At 44.0% G+C, this 20,474-nt stretch carries 15 protein-coding genes; 5 read left to right on the top strand and 10 right to left on the bottom strand.

The window, feature by feature from the left end:
• Nucleotides 1-189: 189 nt before the first annotated feature.
• Entirely contained in the window at nt 190-1,422 is a 1,233-nt protein-coding gene (gene pepT / locus GLW00_RS02045) for a peptidase T (RefSeq protein ID WP_160910811.1), read from the bottom strand.
• Nucleotides 1,423-1,559: 137 nt separating this feature from the next.
• Between pepT and GLW00_RS02040 the strand changes: the two genes are divergently transcribed.
• Both GLW00_RS02040 and GLW00_RS02035 read left to right on the top strand, forming a co-directional pair.
• On the top strand, nt 1,560-2,636 hold the full coding sequence (locus GLW00_RS02040) for an AI-2E family transporter (protein ID WP_160910810.1): 1,077 nt from the start codon (nt 1,560-1,562) through the stop codon (nt 2,634-2,636).
• Between the two features lie 85 nt (nt 2,637-2,721).
• The gene (locus tag GLW00_RS02035; protein WP_160910809.1) at nt 2,722-3,906 is read left to right on the top strand and encodes an MFS transporter; all 1,185 of its coding nucleotides are present in this window, start codon (nt 2,722-2,724) and stop codon (nt 3,904-3,906) included.
• Nucleotides 3,907-4,867: 961 nt separating this feature from the next.
• Here the strand turns inward: GLW00_RS02035 and GLW00_RS02030 are convergent.
• The 4 genes from GLW00_RS02030 to GLW00_RS02015 form a co-directional block, all read right to left on the bottom strand.
• Complete coding sequence (locus tag GLW00_RS02030) at nt 4,868-5,887, bottom strand: DctP family TRAP transporter solute-binding subunit (protein ID WP_160910808.1); 1,020 nt, start codon at nt 5,885-5,887, stop codon at nt 4,868-4,870.
• An 87-nt stretch (nt 5,888-5,974) separates the two neighbouring features.
• Nucleotides 5,975-7,240 (bottom strand): TRAP transporter large permease, encoded by a 1,266-nt coding sequence (locus tag GLW00_RS02025; protein ID WP_160910807.1) that lies wholly within the window; start codon nt 7,238-7,240, stop codon nt 5,975-5,977.
• A gap of 30 nt (nt 7,241-7,270) precedes the next feature.
• Nucleotides 7,271-7,825, bottom strand: a complete 555-nt coding sequence (locus GLW00_RS02020; RefSeq protein WP_160910806.1) for a TRAP transporter small permease — start codon at nt 7,823-7,825, stop codon at nt 7,271-7,273.
• A 219-nt stretch (nt 7,826-8,044) separates the two neighbouring features.
• A complete protein-coding gene (locus tag GLW00_RS02015; RefSeq protein WP_160910805.1) occupies nt 8,045-8,890 on the bottom strand; it encodes a GNAT family N-acetyltransferase in 846 nt (281 codons plus the stop codon).
• A 127-nt stretch (nt 8,891-9,017) separates the two neighbouring features.
• Here GLW00_RS02015 and GLW00_RS02010 point away from each other — a divergent pair, with 127 nt between their 5' ends.
• A complete protein-coding gene (locus GLW00_RS02010; protein WP_089653638.1) occupies nt 9,018-9,200 on the top strand; it encodes an SE1832 family protein in 183 nt (60 codons plus the stop codon).
• Nucleotides 9,201-9,235: 35 nt separating this feature from the next.
• On the opposite strand, the gene GLW00_RS02005 is transcribed toward GLW00_RS02010, so the two are convergent.
• Nucleotides 9,236-11,104 carry a cation:proton antiporter gene (locus GLW00_RS02005; protein ID WP_160910804.1) on the bottom strand — a complete coding sequence of 623 codons (1,869 nt, stop codon included), beginning with the start codon at nt 11,102-11,104 and terminating at the stop codon, nt 9,236-9,238.
• A gap of 786 nt (nt 11,105-11,890) precedes the next feature.
• On the opposite strand from GLW00_RS02005, the gene brnQ reads away from it, so the two are divergent.
• On the top strand, nt 11,891-13,210 hold the full coding sequence (gene brnQ / locus GLW00_RS02000) for a branched-chain amino acid transport system II carrier protein (RefSeq protein ID WP_160910803.1): 1,320 nt from the start codon (nt 11,891-11,893) through the stop codon (nt 13,208-13,210).
• 38 nt (nt 13,211-13,248) lie between these two features.
• On the opposite strand, the gene GLW00_RS01995 is transcribed toward brnQ, so the two are convergent.
• From GLW00_RS01995 to GLW00_RS01980, 4 genes are all read right to left on the bottom strand, one after another.
• Complete coding sequence (locus tag GLW00_RS01995) at nt 13,249-14,100, bottom strand: transglutaminase family protein (RefSeq protein WP_160910802.1); 852 nt, start codon at nt 14,098-14,100, stop codon at nt 13,249-13,251.
• 23 nt (nt 14,101-14,123) lie between these two features.
• On the bottom strand, nt 14,124-15,086 hold the full coding sequence (locus GLW00_RS01990; RefSeq protein ID WP_160910801.1) for an alpha-E domain-containing protein: 963 nt from the start codon (nt 15,084-15,086) through the stop codon (nt 14,124-14,126).
• Entirely contained in the window at nt 15,079-16,539 is a 1,461-nt protein-coding gene (locus GLW00_RS01985; RefSeq protein WP_160910800.1) for a circularly permuted type 2 ATP-grasp protein, read from the bottom strand. The genes GLW00_RS01990 and GLW00_RS01985 overlap by 8 nt, the downstream gene beginning before the upstream one ends.
• A 728-nt stretch (nt 16,540-17,267) precedes the next feature.
• Complete coding sequence (locus tag GLW00_RS01980) at nt 17,268-18,203, bottom strand: NADP-dependent oxidoreductase (RefSeq protein ID WP_160910799.1); 936 nt, start codon at nt 18,201-18,203, stop codon at nt 17,268-17,270.
• A 114-nt stretch (nt 18,204-18,317) separates the two neighbouring features.
• Here GLW00_RS01980 and recQ point away from each other — a divergent pair, with 114 nt between their 5' ends.
• Complete coding sequence (gene recQ, locus GLW00_RS01975; protein ID WP_160910798.1) at nt 18,318-20,459, top strand: DNA helicase RecQ; 2,142 nt, start codon at nt 18,318-18,320, stop codon at nt 20,457-20,459.
• The last annotated feature ends 15 nt before the right edge of the window (nt 20,460-20,474 follow it).

The following is a 20,474-nucleotide window of genomic DNA, read 5'->3' as shown; positions in this document are numbered from 1 at the left end:
TTCCCGAAATGACGACTTTATTGTCCCAGCTACTCCCCTTTAGGAATGCTACATCTACCCATAATCATAGCACGCAACCTTGTTTTGTCAACGACTTTCCTGCCCACTGTATAGAATAATTCTAGTATGAGGACAGGAAGGTTTCCTTATGCACTATTGAACGAACGTTTGAGCTATTCGCGTCTTCTCTTACTTATCTGCCTGATCTTCAAATAACCGGGCAATCTCGACAATGACCTCGGTCGCTTTTTCCATACTTTCAAGCGAAATATATTCATACTTCCCATGAAAATTCTCTCCACCTGTGAATAGGTTTGGAGTCGGCAGTCCCATATAGGAAAGTTGAGAGCCATCCGTTCCTCCCCTGATCGGTTTCACAAGGGGTTCCACACCTTTATTCAACATAGCAGCGTGAGCAATATCCACAATATGTTTCACCGGTTTGATTTTATCCCCCATGTTGTAATACTGGTCTTCGATGGTCAGTTCCACTCGTTTCCTGCCATGTTGTTCACGGATGGTTTCTGCTGTTTGCTCCATCTTTTCTTTTTTCTGTTGAAACGCATCTTTGTCATGGTCACGAATCAAATATGTCAATTCAGCTTTCTCAACGTCTCCCTGTATCGAGTGAAGGTGGAAAAAGCCTTCATATTCTTCCGTATGCTCAGGAGCTTCTTGTTCGGGTAAGGAATGGTGAAAAGCCATCGCAAGCTTCGCTGCATTCACCATTTTATTCTTGGCTGTCCCCGGGTGAACGCTATGACCATGGAAAACCACTTTAGCTGTTGCCGCATTGAAGCTTTCATATTGAAGTTCACCCAGCGGACCACCATCGACCGTATAAGCATAAGCCGCACCAAACCGCTCCACGTCAAATTTATGTGGGCCTCTTCCAATTTCCTCGTCCGGAGTAAAAGCTACCCGGATTTTCCCATGCTTAATATCCGGGTTCTTAATCAAATGATTCAGGGCTGTCATGATTTCCGAAATCCCCGCTTTGTTATCTGCTCCAAGAAGTGTCGTACCGTCTGTTGTAATTAAAGTCTGCCCTTTATATGTAGGTAGTTCCGGGAATTCATCTGGTGACAGCACCACATCCTTGTTCAATACAATCGTCCCACCGTCATAATCCTCGACGACTTGCGGGCTCACTCCAGCCCCTGTAAAGTCGGTGGCTGTATCGATGTGCGCAAGAAAACCGATGACCGGGACTTCTTTATCCGTATTGGCCGGGAGTGTTGCCATTACATACGCGTGATCATCCACTGTGACCTCCTGCATCCCAATCCCCTTCAGTTCATTCACCAGTTTATCAGCGAGCTCCCATTGTTTTTCGGTGGAAGGAGTGGCCGGGCTGTTTTCATTCGATTGCGTATCGATTTTCACATAAGAAGTAAAGCGTTCCAGTAGTTCATTCTTCATTCAAGTTCCTCCTTCAAATTCTTGCTTCTTTTTTCAGTTTATTCTTACTAAGATTAAAAGTAAATGTATTGCTTCACCGGCAAACTTTGGTATTCTTAACATAGTGATTAAACTCTTACAAAAAGGTGTGTCCGCTTTTGATTCATAAACGTTGGTTCCAAGTCATTGTAACCGCCATCCTTCTCTCCCTGTTGGTTTTATTATTAAACCAAATCCATTTTTTCTTTGAACCCATTCTGACCTATATTGCAGCCATCGCTGTTCCTCTCATTGGCGGAGGGATTCTTTTTTATATTTCCCGTCCGATGCTGCAGCTATTAGAAAAATACCGGGTGCCGCGTATTCTAGGAATACTGATCATCTTTCTTTTCTACATATTCATTGGATTCCTGATCACCCGTTTCATTGCTCCAATTGCGCAGGAGCAGTTCACAAAACTTGTGGATAACATCCCTGAGATGGCGGATATGCTGAGTGAAACCGTCACGTACTGGCAGCAAAATCAGGACATTATTCCAAGTGAATTCAACAGCACCATTGATAGTGTAGTCAATAACTTAGAAACCTCTTTACAAGGAGCACCAACGGTCATTATCAATGTCGTCAGTCAGCTGATTGGTTTTGTCTTTGCGCTTGTGCTTATTCCTTTCTTCCTTTTCTTCATGTTAAAAGATGGAGATAAGCTTGTACCCTTCATTAAGCAGTTTTTAAGTGATCGTGCTGCTAAGAGCTTCGAGAAGCTTGCCCGTTCTGTGGATTACACGCTGAATGCTTTCATCCTGGGTCAAATGACAGTCAGTATCGTCGTTGGCCTCCTGCTTTTGATCGGCTACATGATCATAGATTTAAGGTACGCCCTCACCCTGGCCTTATTCGCCATGGTCATGAATGTCATTCCATTTGTCGGTCCATTTTTAGCTGTGATTCCAGCCCTGCTCGTAGGACTGTTCCAGGACCCGATCCTTGCTGTCTGGGTAGCCGTAATCACAATTATCGCGCAACAGCTGGAAGGAAACTTTGTCTCCCCGAACGTCATGGGGAAAGCACTCAGCATCCACCCACTGACCATCATCACTTTAATTCTGGCAGCAGGAAGTCTCGCCGGATTCCTGGGATTGCTGTTCGCGATTCCGACCTATGCGGTACTGAAAGCCATCATCAGTCATTTTTACGAAGAATGGCTGGAAAGAAGAGAAACCACGAATCCAGAATAATAGTAGAGGAAACCCGCTATTTATAGTGGGTTTCCTTTTTTGGACATATGACGAATCATACTTGATATGAAAGCGGGGAAAAGAAATGCCAAAACCAAAACTTTGGACATGGCCGTTCATATTTTTGATCTTAGCCAACCTCTTCACATTCATGAGCTTTCAAATGCTTCTTCCAAACCTCCCTCCCTATATAGAATCCATTGGAGGGTCGGGTTTACAAGTAGGACTGATTACGACGACGTTTGCTTTTGCAGCCATCGCCATACGACCCTTCATCGGCCACCTGTTGATGACTCGTCCACGCAAAATCCTTGTATTGATCGGAGCCGTTTCCTTACTCGTCATGACCGCCCTTTACCCGATTACCCAAGTGGTTGTCATTCTCTTAATCATTCGTTTCATTCACGGGATCGCGTGGGGCTGGTCAACAACGGTAAACGGAACGGCTGCTGTCGATCTCGTTCCCAGAAGACGTGTTGGCGAAGGTATGGGGTATTTCGGCCTTTCCGTAACGGTCGGGATGATTATGGCCCCGAGCCTCGGTATCTACCTTTACCAGAATTATTCCTTCGACCTACTCGTTGGCATTGCTGCTGGCTTAGGTATGATTGCCATTGTACTCTTCTCTGTAACAAGTTTTGTAACACCGGATCAGGTATATAAGAACCAAGAAGATCCTCCACGCTTCTCTTTTACAGGTTCGCTCATTGAAAAAAGAAGCTGGTATCCGGCACTCGTTACGATTTTGAATACCTTCGGCTACGGTTCTGTCGTCACCTACATCGTCATTTTCGGTAATGAACAGGGACTTTCCGGAACCTTCCTTTTCTACTTTTTCAATGCTGTATTTGCAACCATAACGAGACCCATCACGGGCCGCTACTTTGATAAACACGGCCCGTGGAAATTGATCATGATTTGTTCTGTTCTTTCGTTTAGCGCGATGTGGGTGCTTGCTCTAGCCAGTTCGAACGTCCACCTGGTCATTGCAGGTGCTATATTCGGGATTGGGTTCGGGTCGATGATGCCGGCTCTTCAAGCATGGGTCATCTCTAAAACAACGACAGAGCGAAGCGGGATTGCTAACGGGATGTATTATTCATCCATTGATCTTGGTATCGGTTCAAGCGCATTCATTCTCGGGTTTATTTATCAATTCGTCGAAACAGCTACGTTATTCAAGCTGTCCAGCTTCCTTTTCCTACTTGTCCTACTACTCACGATTTTGGACTACAAAAAACAAACCGAACCCTGGTCAGCTCCCGAATAAGGTTTTACCCAACGTTTATTAAACACTATGGCAGGTTTCTTGAAGACTTAGTTTCGAGACTTTTGTTGAGTGGATGGGGGCTGCGGGGAATAGCTCGCTTTCCGCGGGAGCGCGATGAGCCTCCTCAGGCTGACGCCTTCCGGGGTCTCACCTAGCACTCTTTTCCCGCAGGAGTCTCGCCATTCCCCTCCGCCCCTTAACAAAGGAAGGTTCTCGAAACCACTACTTAAAAAATCAGCTTGTATGGTTAAGAGAAGTGAATGATATAATCTCTACCCCATTGACGTTTAGCATATACAAATGCTTGATACTACGCACTATATGCCCGCCTAGGGGAGAAGAATTGGAAACTTACTAATGAATACAGGTGTTCTAATCATACGCTTCCCTCAACCATTCAAGCTCACCCTTTTTAAAAGTGGTTTCGAGACACTTATAAGGTAAAGGGGCGGAGGGAAACGGTGAGACTCCTATCCTTTAGTGTGGAGGTGCCTTGGTCAGCGGCGTATGGACTGGACTGAGCTGGCGGAGATAAAGGAAACACGGAGAGCGTAGCGATTCGATGCTGACTTATCGTACAGAAGCGAGGGAAGTCTCACTAGCCGCTAGGCGCCGGAACTGGATAACCAAAAGGACGTGTGGGACAGGTGAGACCCCGGAAGGCAAAGCCTGAGGAGGCTCACCGCCCGCCCCATGGAAAGTGTTCAAATGCGGAACCGTCCTGGTAGACACGACTGGCATAAGCAGAACAGCAACGGAATGTGTTTTTCATTCCTTTGCTGTTCTGCTTATGACGCGAGTGTCTGGACGATGGAGCTAGACGAACCTTTTCCCGGAGCCCCTAGAACCACACAATCGTCTCGAAACTGAGTATTCAAAAAAAGGGAGCTTTAGTTGGAGTAAAGTGATTAAGAGCATAAAAAATGTCCAGAGCGCTAGGCTCTGGACATTTTTATGTTGATTATTCTCCTGATGCTTCGATTTCTTCAAGAAGCTTATCAAGGACTTGTCCGTCTACTGTAGATACATCACTACGGTAGAAGTCGCGGACAGGGAGCGCTTTTTCTTTGAACGCTTCGCGCTGTTCGTCAGTCAATTCGATAATTTCTGTTGGGGTTTCCTTATCATTCTTGATCGTTTCCAGGTACTCTTCATTTTGTTTCTTCTGTTCGTCGAATACCCAGTCCTGCATTTCTTTAACGGTCTCATCCACCATTGTTTTCATTTCTTCGTCGAGCTCAGCATACCAGTCTGTGTTGACTGTCGTCATGGCTACATAATTGTTGTGTTTAGACAGTGTCATGTAATCCTGTACCTCATTGAAAGATGCATCCCCAATGAAGAAGATCGGGTTTTCCTGCCCTTCCACTGTACCTCTATCCAATGCCGTATAAAGCTCTGACCAACTCATTGGAGTAGGATCTGCTCCGTACGCCTCGTAGGATTTAAGGATCAAAGGAGACGTTTGTGTACGCATTTTAAAGTTTTCAAAGTCTGCAGGTTTTTCAATCGGCTTGCTGGATGTCCACTGCATCGCACCCTCGGTCCAGTAAGCTAATGGCGAAATGCTGTGTTCTTCATACAATTCGCGTAGATCTGTATTCAGGGCTTCACTATCATTTAAGATTTGTTGTGTCTTTTCTACACTGTCAGGAAAAAGGAAATGCAAAGCAAAGATTTGCCCCTCTTTTACCATGTTCCCTGTAAAACCAGGAGACATAATCGCCATCTGTACGGTTCCGTTTTGAAGCTGCTCTACTTGGTCTGTCTCACTCCCAAGTCCACCAAATTCATAAACATCAATGTTTACGGCACCATCAGATTTTTCGTTCATACGTTTAGCGAATTCTTCTGCGTATTCATATTGGACCTGTCCATCCACTTCTTCCGTTACGAACTTCCAATTGTAGGTTTCTCCACCATCACCATCCGCACTGCCGTCATCACTTCCACCACAGGCAGCAAGAATCAGACTGAGCATGATTAGCGATAGGATTGTTAGTAAACTATTTTTTCTAAAGATAACAATGACCTCCCCTATTTTTGTATATCTGCTTCCACTCTCACTTTAAAGAAGGATGAGTGAAAGTTCCTCAAAGAATATTAATAATACTGAAATGGCAAACATCATCAGAATATATGGCGGTGTTCCTTTGATGACCTCTAAATACGGTTTGTTGAATACCGCACTGGCTGTGAAAATATCCACTCCGAATGGAGGCGTAGCTGAACCTAAAGCCGCTTGGAATGTAATTACAACACCCAAATGGATAGGGTCTACTCCGGCGCTCATAGCTGCAGGGTAGAAAATCGGAGTCAATATCAAAATAACCACGATAGGATCCACAAACATACATCCAATGAAGAAAAAGATCGTTACCATCAGGAGAACATAAACAGCACTAGGATCTGAGCCAAGAACTGTTTCTGTAATCATTTGCGGAATTCGCGCGAATGATATGACCCACGTAAAAGCTTGTCCACCGGCAACAAGTACAAAGACGGCAGATGTTACTAAACCAGTAGATCGAGCAATTTTGGGCAGTTCTTTTATATGTACAGAACGGTAAACCAGCACTTCCAGAACAAAAGCATAAAGTACAGACATACCCGCTGCCTCTGTCGGGCTAAATAAGCCCGTATAGATTCCACCGATAATTAAAACAGGGAACCCCAATGGAAGCAGGGCTTTTTTAGTCATTTGCAGCCTCTCGCTCCATGAGGCTTTGTTAGCCAGTGGAATATCCGCCATCTTTGCATAGATGACACTGTAGATGGAAAAACACAAGAAGACGATTACGCCCGGGATAATTCCTGCGATAAACAAATCCCCAACGGACGTTCCGGATACCAATCCGTATATAATCATCCCGATACTCGGGGGGACTAGTAAAGCGACATCACTGGAATTGATGATCAACGCCATCGCTGTCGGGTCTTTGTAGCCGATTTTCAGCAGGCGCTCTCTCATCGGTTTACCGATGGCTACCACAGTCGCCTGTGTAGATCCGGATATCGCACCGAACAGGGTACATGCAGCTGCCGTTGTAACTGCATAACCCCCTCGTATATGGCCAATAAAAGATCCGATAAAATCCAACAATCGATTGGAAGTTTTTCCTGTCGTCATAATATCCGCTGCAAAAATGAACAACGGTACTGCAAGAAGTACATAAGGTTCTATTCCTGTAGAAAACTGTTGCATTAAAATCATAGGATCCAAATTCGGAAAGTATATGAACATTATGACCAATGGTGCCACCATCAATGGAATCATCATTGGAAAGTTCAATAAAAGAAGGATCACCATAATTATGAGCATTGTCGCTATCATATCGTTACCCTTTCTTCATCATAATTTTTATTACAAGTGCGTTCCTTCTAGTTCATTTGTTTTTTCATCGTTATAATCCTTTGCATCCGTTCCTAAATACACTTCATCCCGGTGCTTAATATTGATCCATGCATTTCTCAGAAACTGAATGCCCCCAAGTAAAAATCCGATGGGGATGAAAAGATACAAATAATAAGCAGGCATTTCCAATGCCGATGTCACTCTGCCAGATTCATAGACATCGATGACGTACAACCCTGAATAATAGGCAAGTACAAATAGTACCGCTGCGGTCCCTAAAGGAATAAACACAGCTAATACCTTTCTCACTTTGAAAGGGGCCAGATCATAGAAAGCGGACATGCTTATATGGCGTCCTTTCCTTGCTGCGTAACTGATCCCCATGAATGTTGCTACTACAATCGCAATTTGACTTACTTCGTCTGCGAAAGGGGGTGAATAGCTGAACAGCGCCCTGCTCAACGCTTTCCCTACGACCATTAAAGCAATGATGATGACCGCATAACTTAATATAAATTCTTCGATTTTCAGAATGATTTTGTCTACTACCTTTAATACATTCAACTATGTAATCCTCCTAAATGATTGATGTAGTAGTTTTTGGGTCAATTACTAAACATAATACCGAAATCGACCCCTTTCACTCAAATCAGTTTACACAGAATTTTTCGTCTATTTTATGTAAATTTTACATTCTAAGGAAGTTGCAATAGCAGGATGCTTATATCTTCCATATAGCTCACTATTGATGCTGAATGCTCCAATTTCACTATTACATTTTCCTTATTTTGTAAAATTATATACAATCGAATCCCCGATTCTTTCATATCCAATTTTTTTATAAATCGAATTCGATGTAGAATTGGCGAGATCCGTGTACAAAGAACAAAAAGAGTAGCCACTCTTCAACAGTCGATCTGTCAGATGCCAAACTGCCTGGGAGGCATATCCATTCCTTTTGTACTGATCCGGTGTAAACACAGCATTGATTGTGGCTCCATTTTTCGTTGTTCGTGCCCGGCTTGCCATGGAAACAGCTTCTCCATCAACGATCCATAAGTGAAGACGTTGATCCTCAATCAGACTCTCAGCCAATTCTTTCGCGCGGCCGCCCACATGGGCCTCTCCTGTTTCCTTTCCATACTGCTCCAACCATTTTTCTACAAGAAACTGATGAGAGGCATCGGCTTCAATCAAGTGACCCCTTTGTCTTCGGATCATCTTCAACTGATCCAACCTGAATATTCCCTGCTCCATCTGCAGTTCCGCTTCCTGTCCAGTAAGTCGCTTCCATTCTCTTATGAAAAATTCCACCGCCTTCCGTTCGCCAAGTACTCCAGGGACCTCATGCCCTTCTTTAAGCAAATAACGGACAAAGGTAACAATATGATCAGGCTCCCAATGGTCGATCGAAGGAATAATCCATAAATGCGGCGGTGTTCTCATGGACATGAACGCAGGCTTTCCATTCTCCTGAAAGCTGATTAAATGACAAGCTTCTTTCCCTTGAGAATTTTTCAGGCGATCTAAAATTCCTAAAGGCAGGTTGTTTTCCGCCTCCTTTGCCAATAGCAATGGCTCCACTCGTTCAAGGAACTTGCCTGGGTCGTGTTCATACATTATAGTCATCTAAGAGTCCCCTTTTCTTTTTTGCTTCAAAACCTTTTTTTGATAAAATTCTGAATAAGATGAAATTTTCTTAACATTATACGTCTTTGGGACAAGGAGAACAACATAAAGAAAGGAAGATGGAACCATGACTAAAAAAGAAATCCAAGACCAAATTGCCTTCTTAAAATCTGATTATATTCGTATTCAAGGAGATTTAGATAAGCTTGAAGCTGCAGGAGGTAATATTCAAAATGCCGAGAAACAGCTGGCTAGGATGGAAGAAGAGTTAAAAGAACTAAATAAGCAATTAGCTCAGGCAGAGCAATAAAAAAGACGGAGGAAACTGTTTTCCTCCGTCTTTTCTTATTTAGATTTCTTTTGATTTTCTTTGTTTTCTTTATCTTTCCGCTGCCCTTCCAGTTTTTCCTGAATTTTTTCAAATTCTTTACTTGGAGGCATTAAAGAAACAATGACATCCCCGTTTTCAGCCTTATACTCCATGTCCGGAGTGAAAAACTCTACTTTTCCTGAGGCTCTTTTCGCAAATAGAAGCATCGCGTGTTGATCCATATTCTTCATATAGTCTTTAAAAGTGTACTGTTCTGTGATCGTCGTCTTTCGGAATACGTAGCCATTTTCTACTCTGGCGTTCAATTCTTCCCAGGAGGCCCCTTCTTCAAATAGGACCCTCCCTCCGATCGTATGCACAAGATCCTCCAAATCATCCCCTTCTCTATTACTTAAACTAAGTTGGAAGGAGTTGTTTCGCCCGAATTCCGGTACGAAAGTCGTGCAAACGAGAGCATTGTATGAATCTAATTCTGTAGCGGCAACGAGATACTCATAAGGTGTCATATCCAAATAATACTCGGTCTGTTCAGATAAGATTTCCCCGTGATAGGATTCAATGCCTCGGGAACGAGCACGAGAGAGTCTTTCCCAGGAAGAGTCCGTAAGAAGCACGGGAATTTTAAGCTCCTCCAAAGTCTTGGCAAGGCCTGTGGTGAACACACTTCCGCCTGCGATGAGGACTCCCGGCGGCCCCTCCATGGATAGTCCTAACTTTTTCGCCAGCCAGCCAATAGAGAAACCATGAGCCACAACGGTAGTGAATACAAGCGCGAAGGTCAATGAGATGAGAATTGAAGCATCCTCGAACCCTTCCTCCAAAAGCACACTCGCGAAATAACTGGCAACCGTAAGCGCGACAATCCCTCTTGGTGCAATCCATCCAACCAGAAGCTTCTCTGATTTAGATAAATCCGTTCCCATAGTGGATAGAAAAATCGACAATGGGCGAACGATAAACAGCATTAAAGCTACAAACCCTATAATTTGTATGTTGAAAATTTCTACCAAGGTCTCGACTGTCAGGGAAGCGGTCAACATGACAAAAATGGTAGAGATCAATAATAAGGATATATTCTCTTTAAAGTGTCGCATATCTGCAATGGACGAGATATGCATATTCGCAAGCGTCATCCCCATCGCTGTTACAGATAACAGACCTGTTTCATGCATAATTTCATCAGCAATCGTAAAACAAGCAATAACCACAGCAAAGACGGCTGGTGATTTAAGGAACTCAGGGATGTACCCTGTTTCGAACATCCAGCCAACGCCTTTTCCGCAAACCCACCCCAGGAATACAGCAAAGGCAGAAGCGGCAAAGAACATCAATAAAGCAGAAGGATCATTGTTAGTCAGGAACAGGATAATCTCGAATGCAAAAACTGCCAGCAAGGCGCCAATCGGATCGACAATAATCCCTTCCCATTTCAGGATTTTAGCTGGGCGCGGTTTTAACTTTGCCTGACGTAATAAAGGCAAAATCACTGTCGGACCGGTAACAATGAATAATCCCCCGATTGTAAAAGCCACAGCCCAGGACAAACCCGCCACATAATGAGCGGCCAACGAACCTAATATCCAGCTTAAAAATGCACCGAATGTGACAATCCTGAACACTGGCCGACCTAAGCCTTTCACTTCCTTCATATCCAGATTCAAACTTCCTTCAAAAAGGATGACGGCAACAGCTAGTGATATTATTGGTTTATAAAGTTCCCCGAAGTCCTGCTCAGGGTTCATGAGGCCAAGTACCGGTCCAGCTAAGAGACCGGCGATGGACATGACTACAATCGCAGGCAGTCGAAAGCGCCAGGCGACCCATTGAGAACCTACGCCGAGAAACCCCACTAACATCAGTTGTAATAGTAACGAATCTATCATTAAACAGTCTCCTTCTGTAAGGTGTATGTACGACCCTCAAGTAATATAGACATATTCTATATGCCTCTCCCTCATCTGTAAACTAAATTGTCTGTAAAATATTACCCTTACATTAAACCTTCTACCCATTTGCTCCTAATTGTGGAAGTGTCTGATTCAAGATATCTGGTTTTCGTCACCCGGGTGAGCGCAGGGGGGCCGGGAAGTTACTCGCTTACCTACCACCCCATTCGATATCGTGAGAAACGAACGCCTATACTAAAGTGGATTTTTTCCACCATTCAAGTATTAGAGCTAAAAACGCTGCATCAAGCTTTTACGTACTCTGGAGAAGTATGGTTTCGATAATCTTCCATAGCAAAGGGACGGAAGCCGAGGAGGATCAAAAGAATAAAGGAAGTTCGATTAAGTTCGACACGTCCTGTGCCAACATCGAACGACCTCACTTCCTGTTTCCCCGCGGAAAGCGAATTATTCCCTGAACCACCCATCCACATAACAAAAGTCTCGAAACCGGACCGTCAATAACCCCGCCATAGTGTTGAATAAATCCTTATTTTGTAAGGGAATCACACAAAAAATGGGATGGTAATCATAACCTTTTAAATTTTCTAAAAAAATAATTGACAGAAAGGTGTGACATTGATAGTATTACGGCGGTGCGTTAATCTCATTCACTTTTTAACAATGAAAATCATGCAAAATCCTAGATTATTGCCGCTCACCTTTTGGATAAGAGCGCTTTTTTTACGCAAAATATACAGACATCTATGAGGAGGAGCCAGTATGAAAGCAAGAGACACCATCTTTATTGGATTCACGTTGTTCGCTTTGTTTTTCGGTGCTGGAAACTTGATCTATCCTGTTTCCCTCGGTATTGAATCAGGAACATCCTACTTTCCTGCTATTTTCGGTTTTGTCATTACTGGTGTAGGGTTACCTATTGTAACAGTAGCAGCTATATCACTTGTACGTAACGGTGCTGTACAATTAGCTGGACGTGTACACCCGATGTTCGGAATATTATTTACATCGATGGTCTACCTTGTCATTGGACCTTTCTTTGCCATCCCAAGGGCAGCGAACGTCGCCTTTGAAACAGGCATCGTTCCATTTACGAACGGCAAATCGTTGACATTATTCATTTTTACGGTCTTATTTTTCATACTCGTTTATTGGCTCAGCCGCAATCCATCTAAACTCGTGGATCGCGTAGGACAAATTTTGACCCCAACTTTGTTCCTGGCTATCCTTGGTCTTGTCATTGGAAGCTTCTTTCTGCTTGATGGCCCCATCCAACCTGCAGGAGAAAAGTATCAGACACAACCTTTCTTTACGGGATTTATTGAAGGTTACTTGACCATGGACGCCATTGCTTCTCTTGCTTTCGGTATTATCGTTGTTTCATCCTTCCGTGATCGCGGAGTTACGGATCCTAAAACGTTAACCGCCCGCACATTAAAAGCAGGGTTAGTGACAGCTATCGGCCTGACCACTGTCTATGTAGCGATTGGTTGGATCGGTGCTAGAATGGCAACAGAAGGGTCTTATGATAATGGGAGTGCCATCCTTGCCGGCGCTGCACAAATCATGTATGGAGATATAGGTACGCTCTTACTTGGTTTAATTGTAGGACTTGCCTGTTTGACGACCTGTATCGGTTTGACTGTCGCCTGTGGGCAGTTCTTTTCAAAACGTGTACCAGGGCTTACTTATAAGCACGTCACCATTATAGTTACGCTGATCAGTTTCGCTATATCCAATATCGGATTGAATCAAATCATTGCTTATTCCGTCCCAGTGCTAGTGTTCGTTTATCCAATCACGATTGTTCTCGTTGCCCTTACTTTCATGAGCCCACTCTTTAACCACTCGCCTTATGTGTATAGAGGAGCTATTTTGTTGACTGCGGTCATAGGGGTATATGACGGACTCGTTGCTTTTGGAGCCGATGTTTCTGCCATCGAACCATTGATTAGTCAACTTCCTTTATTCGAATTGAATTTAAGCTGGATCCTCCCTGCCTTTATCGGAGGAGTCATTGGACTTCTTTTTGATTATTTTAAAGGACAGCCTCGTCATAAAGAAAGCTTTCAGAACGGTTAACGTATGAAAATCCCTCTCCAAGGTGGAGAGGGATTTTTTTAATGGTCCAGAAGCGTCACACTGACTTTCACATCAAGGTTCTGGCCACCGCCTCGATAGACTCCTTGAAGTGGACTGACATCAGCATAATCTCTTCCAGTACCAATTCTAATATGCTGTTCTAATGCTTCGACATTGTTGGTAGGGTCCAAACCAATCCATCCGATTCCGGGCACCATCACTTCCACCCACGCGTGCGTGGCCGCATCTCCAACAAGAGCTGAATCTTCCCCAACATAAAGATAACCACTCACATAACGTGCAGGTACTCCCTGCGACCTTAAGACCCCAATCATAATATGGGCAAAGTCCTGGCACACCCCAGACCTTAATGGCCATGATTCGTAGGCCTTAGTATTGACCTGGGTCGTGGTTGTATCATAGCGGATCAATTGATTGATATACTCCATCAACCTTAAAGAAAAGCGGATAGGGTCCTTTGCGTCTCCGACTTCATTGATAATCTCCTCATGTTGTTCTTTATACAGGAAAGTGTACGGGGTTTCGTTTAAGTAAGCCAGATAGTGATGACGAAAAAGCTCAGAATGAAAGATTGTCTGCATTTCCTCCGAACATTCAATCATACGAATAAATGGACTTTTTTGTATACTGACCGTCGATATTGTTTTTAATGTTAAATGTTCATGCTTCTCCGGTATAAAGAAGGTTTCCACATGGTTCCCCCAGAGATCAATATGTTCCTTCGTCATCGACCCTGGAGTAATTTCAGTCCGGTAAGCCAGGAGCCTCTGACATTCATCCGTCCTTGGTTTCAGGCGAATATGATTCATGCTCTGATCGACAAAATTTTCATAATAAAACGTATTCGTGTGCTCAATTTGAAATTTCACTGCTTATTCCTCCTGGATAGCCTTTACTTGACGTGAACAGGTTCAATCAAATAGTACGTTTGGGAGAACATGCGGCTGAGCGTCATGCACCGATCCTGGAAATGATCGAGAAATGACATCAGCTCATTCATATCCATTTCCTCTATATTCGTGCTCGTAATTTCATCTTGGATGAGCTCAAGCATTTGAAAAAGATCTTCAGAATAATGGGATATTTTCCCACTTTCCAGTTTGTTGACCGCTTCAAGTACATGGTTCATGCAATAACGAATGGACCTTGGGAACGTCCCTTCTTTAATCAAAAAGCTCAGGACGTGCTTGGATTCCATCGTAGGCGGGTGTTCCTTAATATAGGCATCATAACCGTTTAAGAACTGTAGAGCTGTCAGCCAATAATAATAGTGATCTGTTGGAACATCCGCCTCTTTTCTGTTTTTCTCACACGTCACATTCAATATTCTGGCCGTTTTTTCAGCTCGCTCCAGCCATTTCCCCACTTTAATGAACGTGTAGGGAGTGCCACGGCTCATACTGGACTCAATGACTCCTTGGGATGTCATCGAAGTTTTGATGACACGATCCAGGTAGTCCTGCGTATGCTGCCTCGTATTCGGAAGCTCCTGCCATTCTTTTTGATCCAAATGAAAAGCATTTAACACTTCCCAAAGTTCTTCAGGAAGAATATCTCTTGTCGAACGGGCATTTTCACGGGCAAAGTTCATGCAATTCATCAGAGAATTCACGTTAAATGGACTAATGGTCAAGTACTGAATCAAGGTCTCCCTGTCCATACGATCATACAGATTGTAGTAATCTTTTGCAGAAGCACACACTTCCACAATCTCTTCCCAATCACGATCTGCGGACTCCTGATTTTGAGCCTCCAGCATATGGATGAGCTGCACACGTAGTACCCTGGCATTGTTTTCGGCTCTTTCTATGTTTCGCGACATCCAGTAAAGAGAATCGGCTACACGACTAAGCATGTTGATCACCACTTTCTGTCAAAATCCACGTATCTTTTCCTCCTCCTCCTTGAGAGGAGTTCACTACAAGAGAGCCTTCTTTGAGGGCTACTCGGGATAATCCTCCAGGAAGGACATTCGTCTTTTCTCCATTCATTACAAACACACGTAAATCCACATGGCATGGATAAAATCTACCTTCCTGATAAGCAGGAGCCCTTGATAGTTTAATGGTCGGTTGAGCGATATATTGATGAGGGTTCTCTATGATTTTCTTTTTGAACGCCTCCCGTTCACTTTCGTCCGATTGTGGACCAATCAGCATATCATATCCACCTGAAGCACCAACATTTTTCACAACCAGTTCATGGATGTGCTCCAGCACATAATCCAGCCTTTCAGGATCACTGAGGAAGTAAGTTTCAACGTTCGGAATGATCGGATCCTCGTCAAGGTAGAAGCGAATCATGTCTGGAACATACACATACATCGCTTTATCATCCGCCACACCATTGCCTATCCCGTTAAGTATTGATACATTTCCTTTTCGATAAGCCCTTAGCAAACCCGAAACTCCGAGAGCAGAGTCAGGGCGGAACGCTTCCGGATCAAGGAAATCATCGTCGATTCTTCTATAAATGATATCTACCCGTTTCAACCCTTTGATGGTTTTCATGTAGACAACATCATCTTTAACAATTAAATCTCTTCCTTCTACCAGTTCAATCCCCATTTGTTGAGCAAGAAAGACATGATCATAATATGCAGAATTATAAATCCCCGGCGTTAATAAAACGGCCGTCGGCGACTTATGAGGGTCTGCGTTGTCCGGCAAGTGGCTGGTGACTGCCTGGTGAAGTTCTGACAACTGGTGCTCCAATGTCTCAATGGAGTGTTGGAAGAACAATTCCGGGTACACTTGTCTCATGACATAACGATTCTGAAAAACATAGGACATCCCTGATGGATTACGCAAATTATCTTCCAGAACACGATACTGACCTTTTTCATCTCTAATTAAATCGACTCCTGCTAGGAAAATATGATTCCTTAGAGGGATGTCTATCCCACTGACCTGCCTGTTGTAGTAATAAGGATTATTTTCAATCAACTCTCTTGGGATGATTCCCGCTTCTACAATTTCTTGGTCATGATAAATATCCTCTAAAAAATGATTGAGTGCAGTCATTCGCTGCTTCATCCCTTTTTCAATCTCATCCCAATCCTGTCTTGGGATAATGATCGGAACGAAGTCAAATGGCATCGTTCTCTCTGTGCCTCCTGTGTGGTTGTACACAGTAAATGTAATCCCTTGCCTAAGAAAATTCAGTTGAGCTGTTTCATGCTTATTCATCAAATCACGTTCTGTAAATTGATTGACCAGCTGATAAAACCATTGGTAGTGCCTTTTCGGAGCACCATCCTGTTTCATCATTTCATCAAAATAAACTCCCGTTTGATAATTAGTTAGCACGACCTCTCCTCCATTTCCTCTTACTACAAATCCTTTACCCTTAGTTTACTCCACTCACTCATAAATTGTAAGAAAATTTACACAACAATTGTCGATTCTTATGAGAGTTACTAAAGTAACTGGCAGGTTTCTTGAAGACTCAGTTTCGAGATGTTTGGGGGCTTCGTTTGCCATATTTGGAGTCAGGGGTGGCTGGGAAGCTACTCGCTTTCCTGTGGGGGAGTGCCGAGCTTCCTCGGGCTACGCCCTGCGGAATCTCGCCGATCTCCTTTCTCCCACGGGAGTCTCGCAGCTTCCCAGCCACCCCATACGATAAAAGTGAGAAACGAACCCCTTTGCCCAGTATGAGTGTCTTTCACAGATCCTGAGTCTATAGTGATAAAGCGCTCTATAACAGGCTTTATCATTCAAAATGTTGTAGGAGAATCCATGTTGCTTCACTTTCCTGGAAGTGGTTTCGAGATACTTATATGGCAAAGGGCGGAGGGGAATGGCGAGACTCCTGCGGGAAAAAAGTGCTTGGTGAGACCCCACAGGACGCAGTCCGAGGAGGCTCACCGCGCTCCCGCGGAAAGCGAGTCATCCCCCGCAGCCCCAACCCACTGCACAAACGTCTCGAAACCGAGTCTTCCACAAACGGGAGCTTTTGTGAAGGTCGTATTTGGGTAAAAAAAACGGACCAGGTCATCCTGTTTGGGGTGACCTGGTCCTGTGTGAAGGTGTAAATCCTATTTAATGTTGATGACAATTTTACCTTTGGCATGGTGAGTTTCGCTGACGCTGTGAGCTTCTTTCAATCCTTCTTCACTAAGGTCAAAGCGGTGTCCGATGACAGATACCAAATCTCCATCCTCCATCATGGAAGCAAGCTTGGCTAATTGATCTCCGCTCGGCTCAAGCCAGACAAATCCGCCTTTTACTCCATGTTTGGCAGCGAGGTCTTCATCCGGTGGCTGAACGATAGATGGAAGACGTCCGCCTTCTTTCAAGACAGAAAAGCTTTTTTCCTGGATTTCTCCACCAAGGGTATCGAGGACAATATCGTAGTCACTCAATACTTCTGAGAAATCCTCTTCTTTATAGTTGATAAAACGGTCAACACCCAGCTTCTCTACCCACTCCTGGTTCTTGCCGCTGGCTGTCGCTGCCACATAAGCCCCTTTTTGTTTTGCAATTTGAATGGCATAGTGGCCGACGCCTCCTGATCCTGCATGGATAAGTACATGATCCCCTTCTTGAATGTCACTAAAGTCCACTAAGCATTGCCATGCAGTAAGACCTGCCAATGGCACGGCAGCCGCTTCCTCAAAAGAGACATTCTCAGGAAGATGGGCCAGCAGGTGTTCATCCACTGCTGTGTATTCTGCATACGTTCCTTCTCGTGTTGTATCGGGACGGGCAAAAACACGATCGCCTACTTTGAATTTATCCACGGAGGAACCAACCTCTGCGACGATCCCTGCAGCATCCCATCCTAAAATGATAGGAAATTCAAAGTCCAGCATTTCTTTCAAGTAACCTTCCCGAAGCTTCCAGTCAATCGGGTTGATGGATGTGGCGTGCAATTCCACAATGACCTGGCTCTCCTTTGGAACCGGGCGCTTCACATCTTTTTCTACTAATTGTTCTTTATCTCCATATTGCTCAATAACAATGGCCTTCATCTTACAATCGCTCCTTTATTTAGAGGTATGACTTCTATAGTTTTCCCCACAGTTTTCACGTGAAACATGATAAGATGTGGGAGAAAGAAGATTATGTATAAAAGGATGATCACGATGATTCAACAGGCCGAAAAAATTCTCCAACAATACTACGGTTATCCCTCCTTCCGTCCTGGTCAAAAAGAGGCCATCACTCATGTGTTAGATCAAAAAAATACGTTGGCTGTCATGCCGACAGGAGGCGGAAAATCCCTCTGTTACCAAATCCCCGGACTCACTCTGCAAGGAACAGCGATCATCATATCCCCATTGATCTCTTTGATGAAAGACCAAGTGGATGCCCTCCTTTCCTATGGGGTAGCCGCTACTTATATCAACAGCTCCCTTTCTCATACAGAGCAGCAACAAAGGCTCAGAGATATGGAAAAAGGCCGCTATTCCTTCGTGTATGTCGCTCCTGAGCGGTTCGACTCACCTAATTTCCTGGCGGCAATCAACAGCATATCTCTTTCCTTAATTGCTTTTGATGAAGCCCATTGTATTTCCCAATGGGGGCATGACTTTCGTCCAAGCTACCGGTCGATTGTCCCTACCCTGAAGAAGGTCGCAAACCTCCCTGTCCTTATGGCACTAACGGCTACAGCCACCCAGGAGGTAATCAGAGACATTAAAGAGTTGATTGATGTCGAAGATGAAAATGTCATTAATACAGGTTTCGCAAGGGACAACTTGTCTTTCCGTATTATTAAAGGCCGTGACAAACGAGAATTCATCAGCGAATACTTGACCCAGATTCCCAATGAATCCGGCATTATTTATACGGCTACACGAAAAGATGCCGACCAGCTTCATTATCTTTTAACCAAAAAAGGGTTTGCGGCTGGAAAATATCACGCAGGGATGACAGAGAATCAAAGAAAACAGGCCCAGATGGATTTCGTTCAAGATGAAGTGACCACGATGATTGCCACCAATGCATTCGGGATGGGCATTGATAAATCAAACGTCCGTTACGTCATCCACTATTCCATGCCAATGAATATTGAGTCTTATTACCAGGAAGCTGGTCGTGCCGGCCGTGATGGAGAGCCTGGTGATTGCGTATTGCTTTTCTCCAGTCAGGATATCAACCTGCAACGTTTTTTGATCGACCAGTCACCCAATGAAGAAAAGAAAAAGGATGAGTACACAAAGCTACAGGCCATGGTGAATTACTGCCATACTCACTCCTGCCTGCAGCAATACATCCTCGACTACTTTGATGATCCGACAGACACTGAGCCATGTGGAAAGTGTACGAACTGCACCCACGATGGTGAAGAACAGGATATGACAAAAGAAGCGCAAATGGTATTGTCCTGTGTAAAACGTATGGGCGAAAGATTCGGAGCCGGTCTAACAGCTAAGGTGCTCAAAGGATCTGCTGATCAAAAGGTGAAGCAGTTCCGTTTCCAACAATTATCCACCTATGGCATTATGCCGAATTATACAGAAAAAGAATTGACTCGCTTCATTCAGTTTTTAACCGCAGAAGGCTATCTATCTACAGGCGAAGGACGTTATCCTTCATTAAAGCTGACAAATGAAGCCATTTCTGTCATTAAAGGGAGTCAGCCTGTCCTTATGCTTGTTGAATCCACAACGAAAAAACAGAAAACAGAATATAATGAACAATACTTCGAAGAGTTGCGACAGTTACGTAAAACGATTGCCGATGAAAGCAACCTTCCCCCTTACGTCATCTTTTCGGATGCCACACTTAAAGACTTGACCATCTATCTCCCGGAAAGCAAAGAAGAAATGATGAACATCAAAGGAATTGGAGAGCAGAAATTCGAGAAGTATGGGGAACCTTTCCTGGAGAAATTACGGCCGTGGGCCCAGGAAACAGAAAGAAAACCTAAGCCGGTTCGTTCGACCGAACCTTCTATTCAACAAAAGGATCCGTTTGATGACCGCCCCAGCCACATCATTTCTTACGACCTTTGGAAACAAGGACATGATGTACAAGACATCTCTAAAAAAAGAGGCATAGGCAAACAAACGATTGAGAACCATATATTCCGAGCTGGAAAAGAAGGAAATGAAATTGATTGGAATCGTTGGTTTGATGAAGAACAGGAAGGTAACATTTTGAAAGTCTATGATCAAATGGAGGAGCATAAATTGAAACCCTTGAAAGAGGCTCTCCCAGAAGGGTATTCCTACTCTATGATCAAGGCTGTCCTTGTGAAGCATAACTTAATTGATGAATGAGAGTTGAGGAGGAAG

The sequence above is a fragment of the Halobacillus litoralis genome (genome assembly GCF_009856445.1).
Classification (GTDB): domain Bacteria; phylum Bacillota; class Bacilli; order Bacillales; family Halobacillaceae; genus Halobacillus; species Halobacillus litoralis.
Note: the sequence above shows the minus strand (reverse complement) of the source record. Positions and strands in the feature narration are given on the sequence as shown.

What these genes read in the sequence shown, in the direction of transcription:
- GLW00_RS01990 (WP_160910801.1), bottom strand. Translation starts at nt 15,086, where the DNA reads ATGCTTAGTCGTGTAGCCGATTCTCTTTACTGGATGTCGCGAAACATA.
- GLW00_RS02015 (WP_160910805.1), bottom strand. Translation starts at nt 8,890, where the DNA reads ATGACTATAATGTATGAACACGACCCAGGCAAGTTCCTTGAACGAGTG.
- GLW00_RS02010 (WP_089653638.1), top strand. Translation starts at nt 9,018, where the DNA reads ATGACTAAAAAAGAAATCCAAGACCAAATTGCCTTCTTAAAATCTGAT.
- pepT (WP_160910811.1), bottom strand. Translation starts at nt 1,422, where the DNA reads ATGAAGAATGAACTACTGGAACGCTTTACTTCTTATGTGAAAATCGAT.
- brnQ (WP_160910803.1), top strand. Translation starts at nt 11,891, where the DNA reads ATGAAAGCAAGAGACACCATCTTTATTGGATTCACGTTGTTCGCTTTG.
- GLW00_RS02035 (WP_160910809.1), top strand. Translation starts at nt 2,722, where the DNA reads ATGCCAAAACCAAAACTTTGGACATGGCCGTTCATATTTTTGATCTTA.
- recQ (WP_160910798.1), top strand. Translation starts at nt 18,318, where the DNA reads ATGATTCAACAGGCCGAAAAAATTCTCCAACAATACTACGGTTATCCC.
- GLW00_RS01980 (WP_160910799.1), bottom strand. Translation starts at nt 18,203, where the DNA reads ATGAAGGCCATTGTTATTGAGCAATATGGAGATAAAGAACAATTAGTA.
- GLW00_RS02005 (WP_160910804.1), bottom strand. Translation starts at nt 11,104, where the DNA reads ATGATAGATTCGTTACTATTACAACTGATGTTAGTGGGGTTTCTCGGC.
- GLW00_RS02025 (WP_160910807.1), bottom strand. Translation starts at nt 7,240, where the DNA reads ATGATAGCGACAATGCTCATAATTATGGTGATCCTTCTTTTATTGAAC.
- GLW00_RS02030 (WP_160910808.1), bottom strand. Translation starts at nt 5,887, where the DNA reads ATGCTCAGTCTGATTCTTGCTGCCTGTGGTGGAAGTGATGACGGCAGT.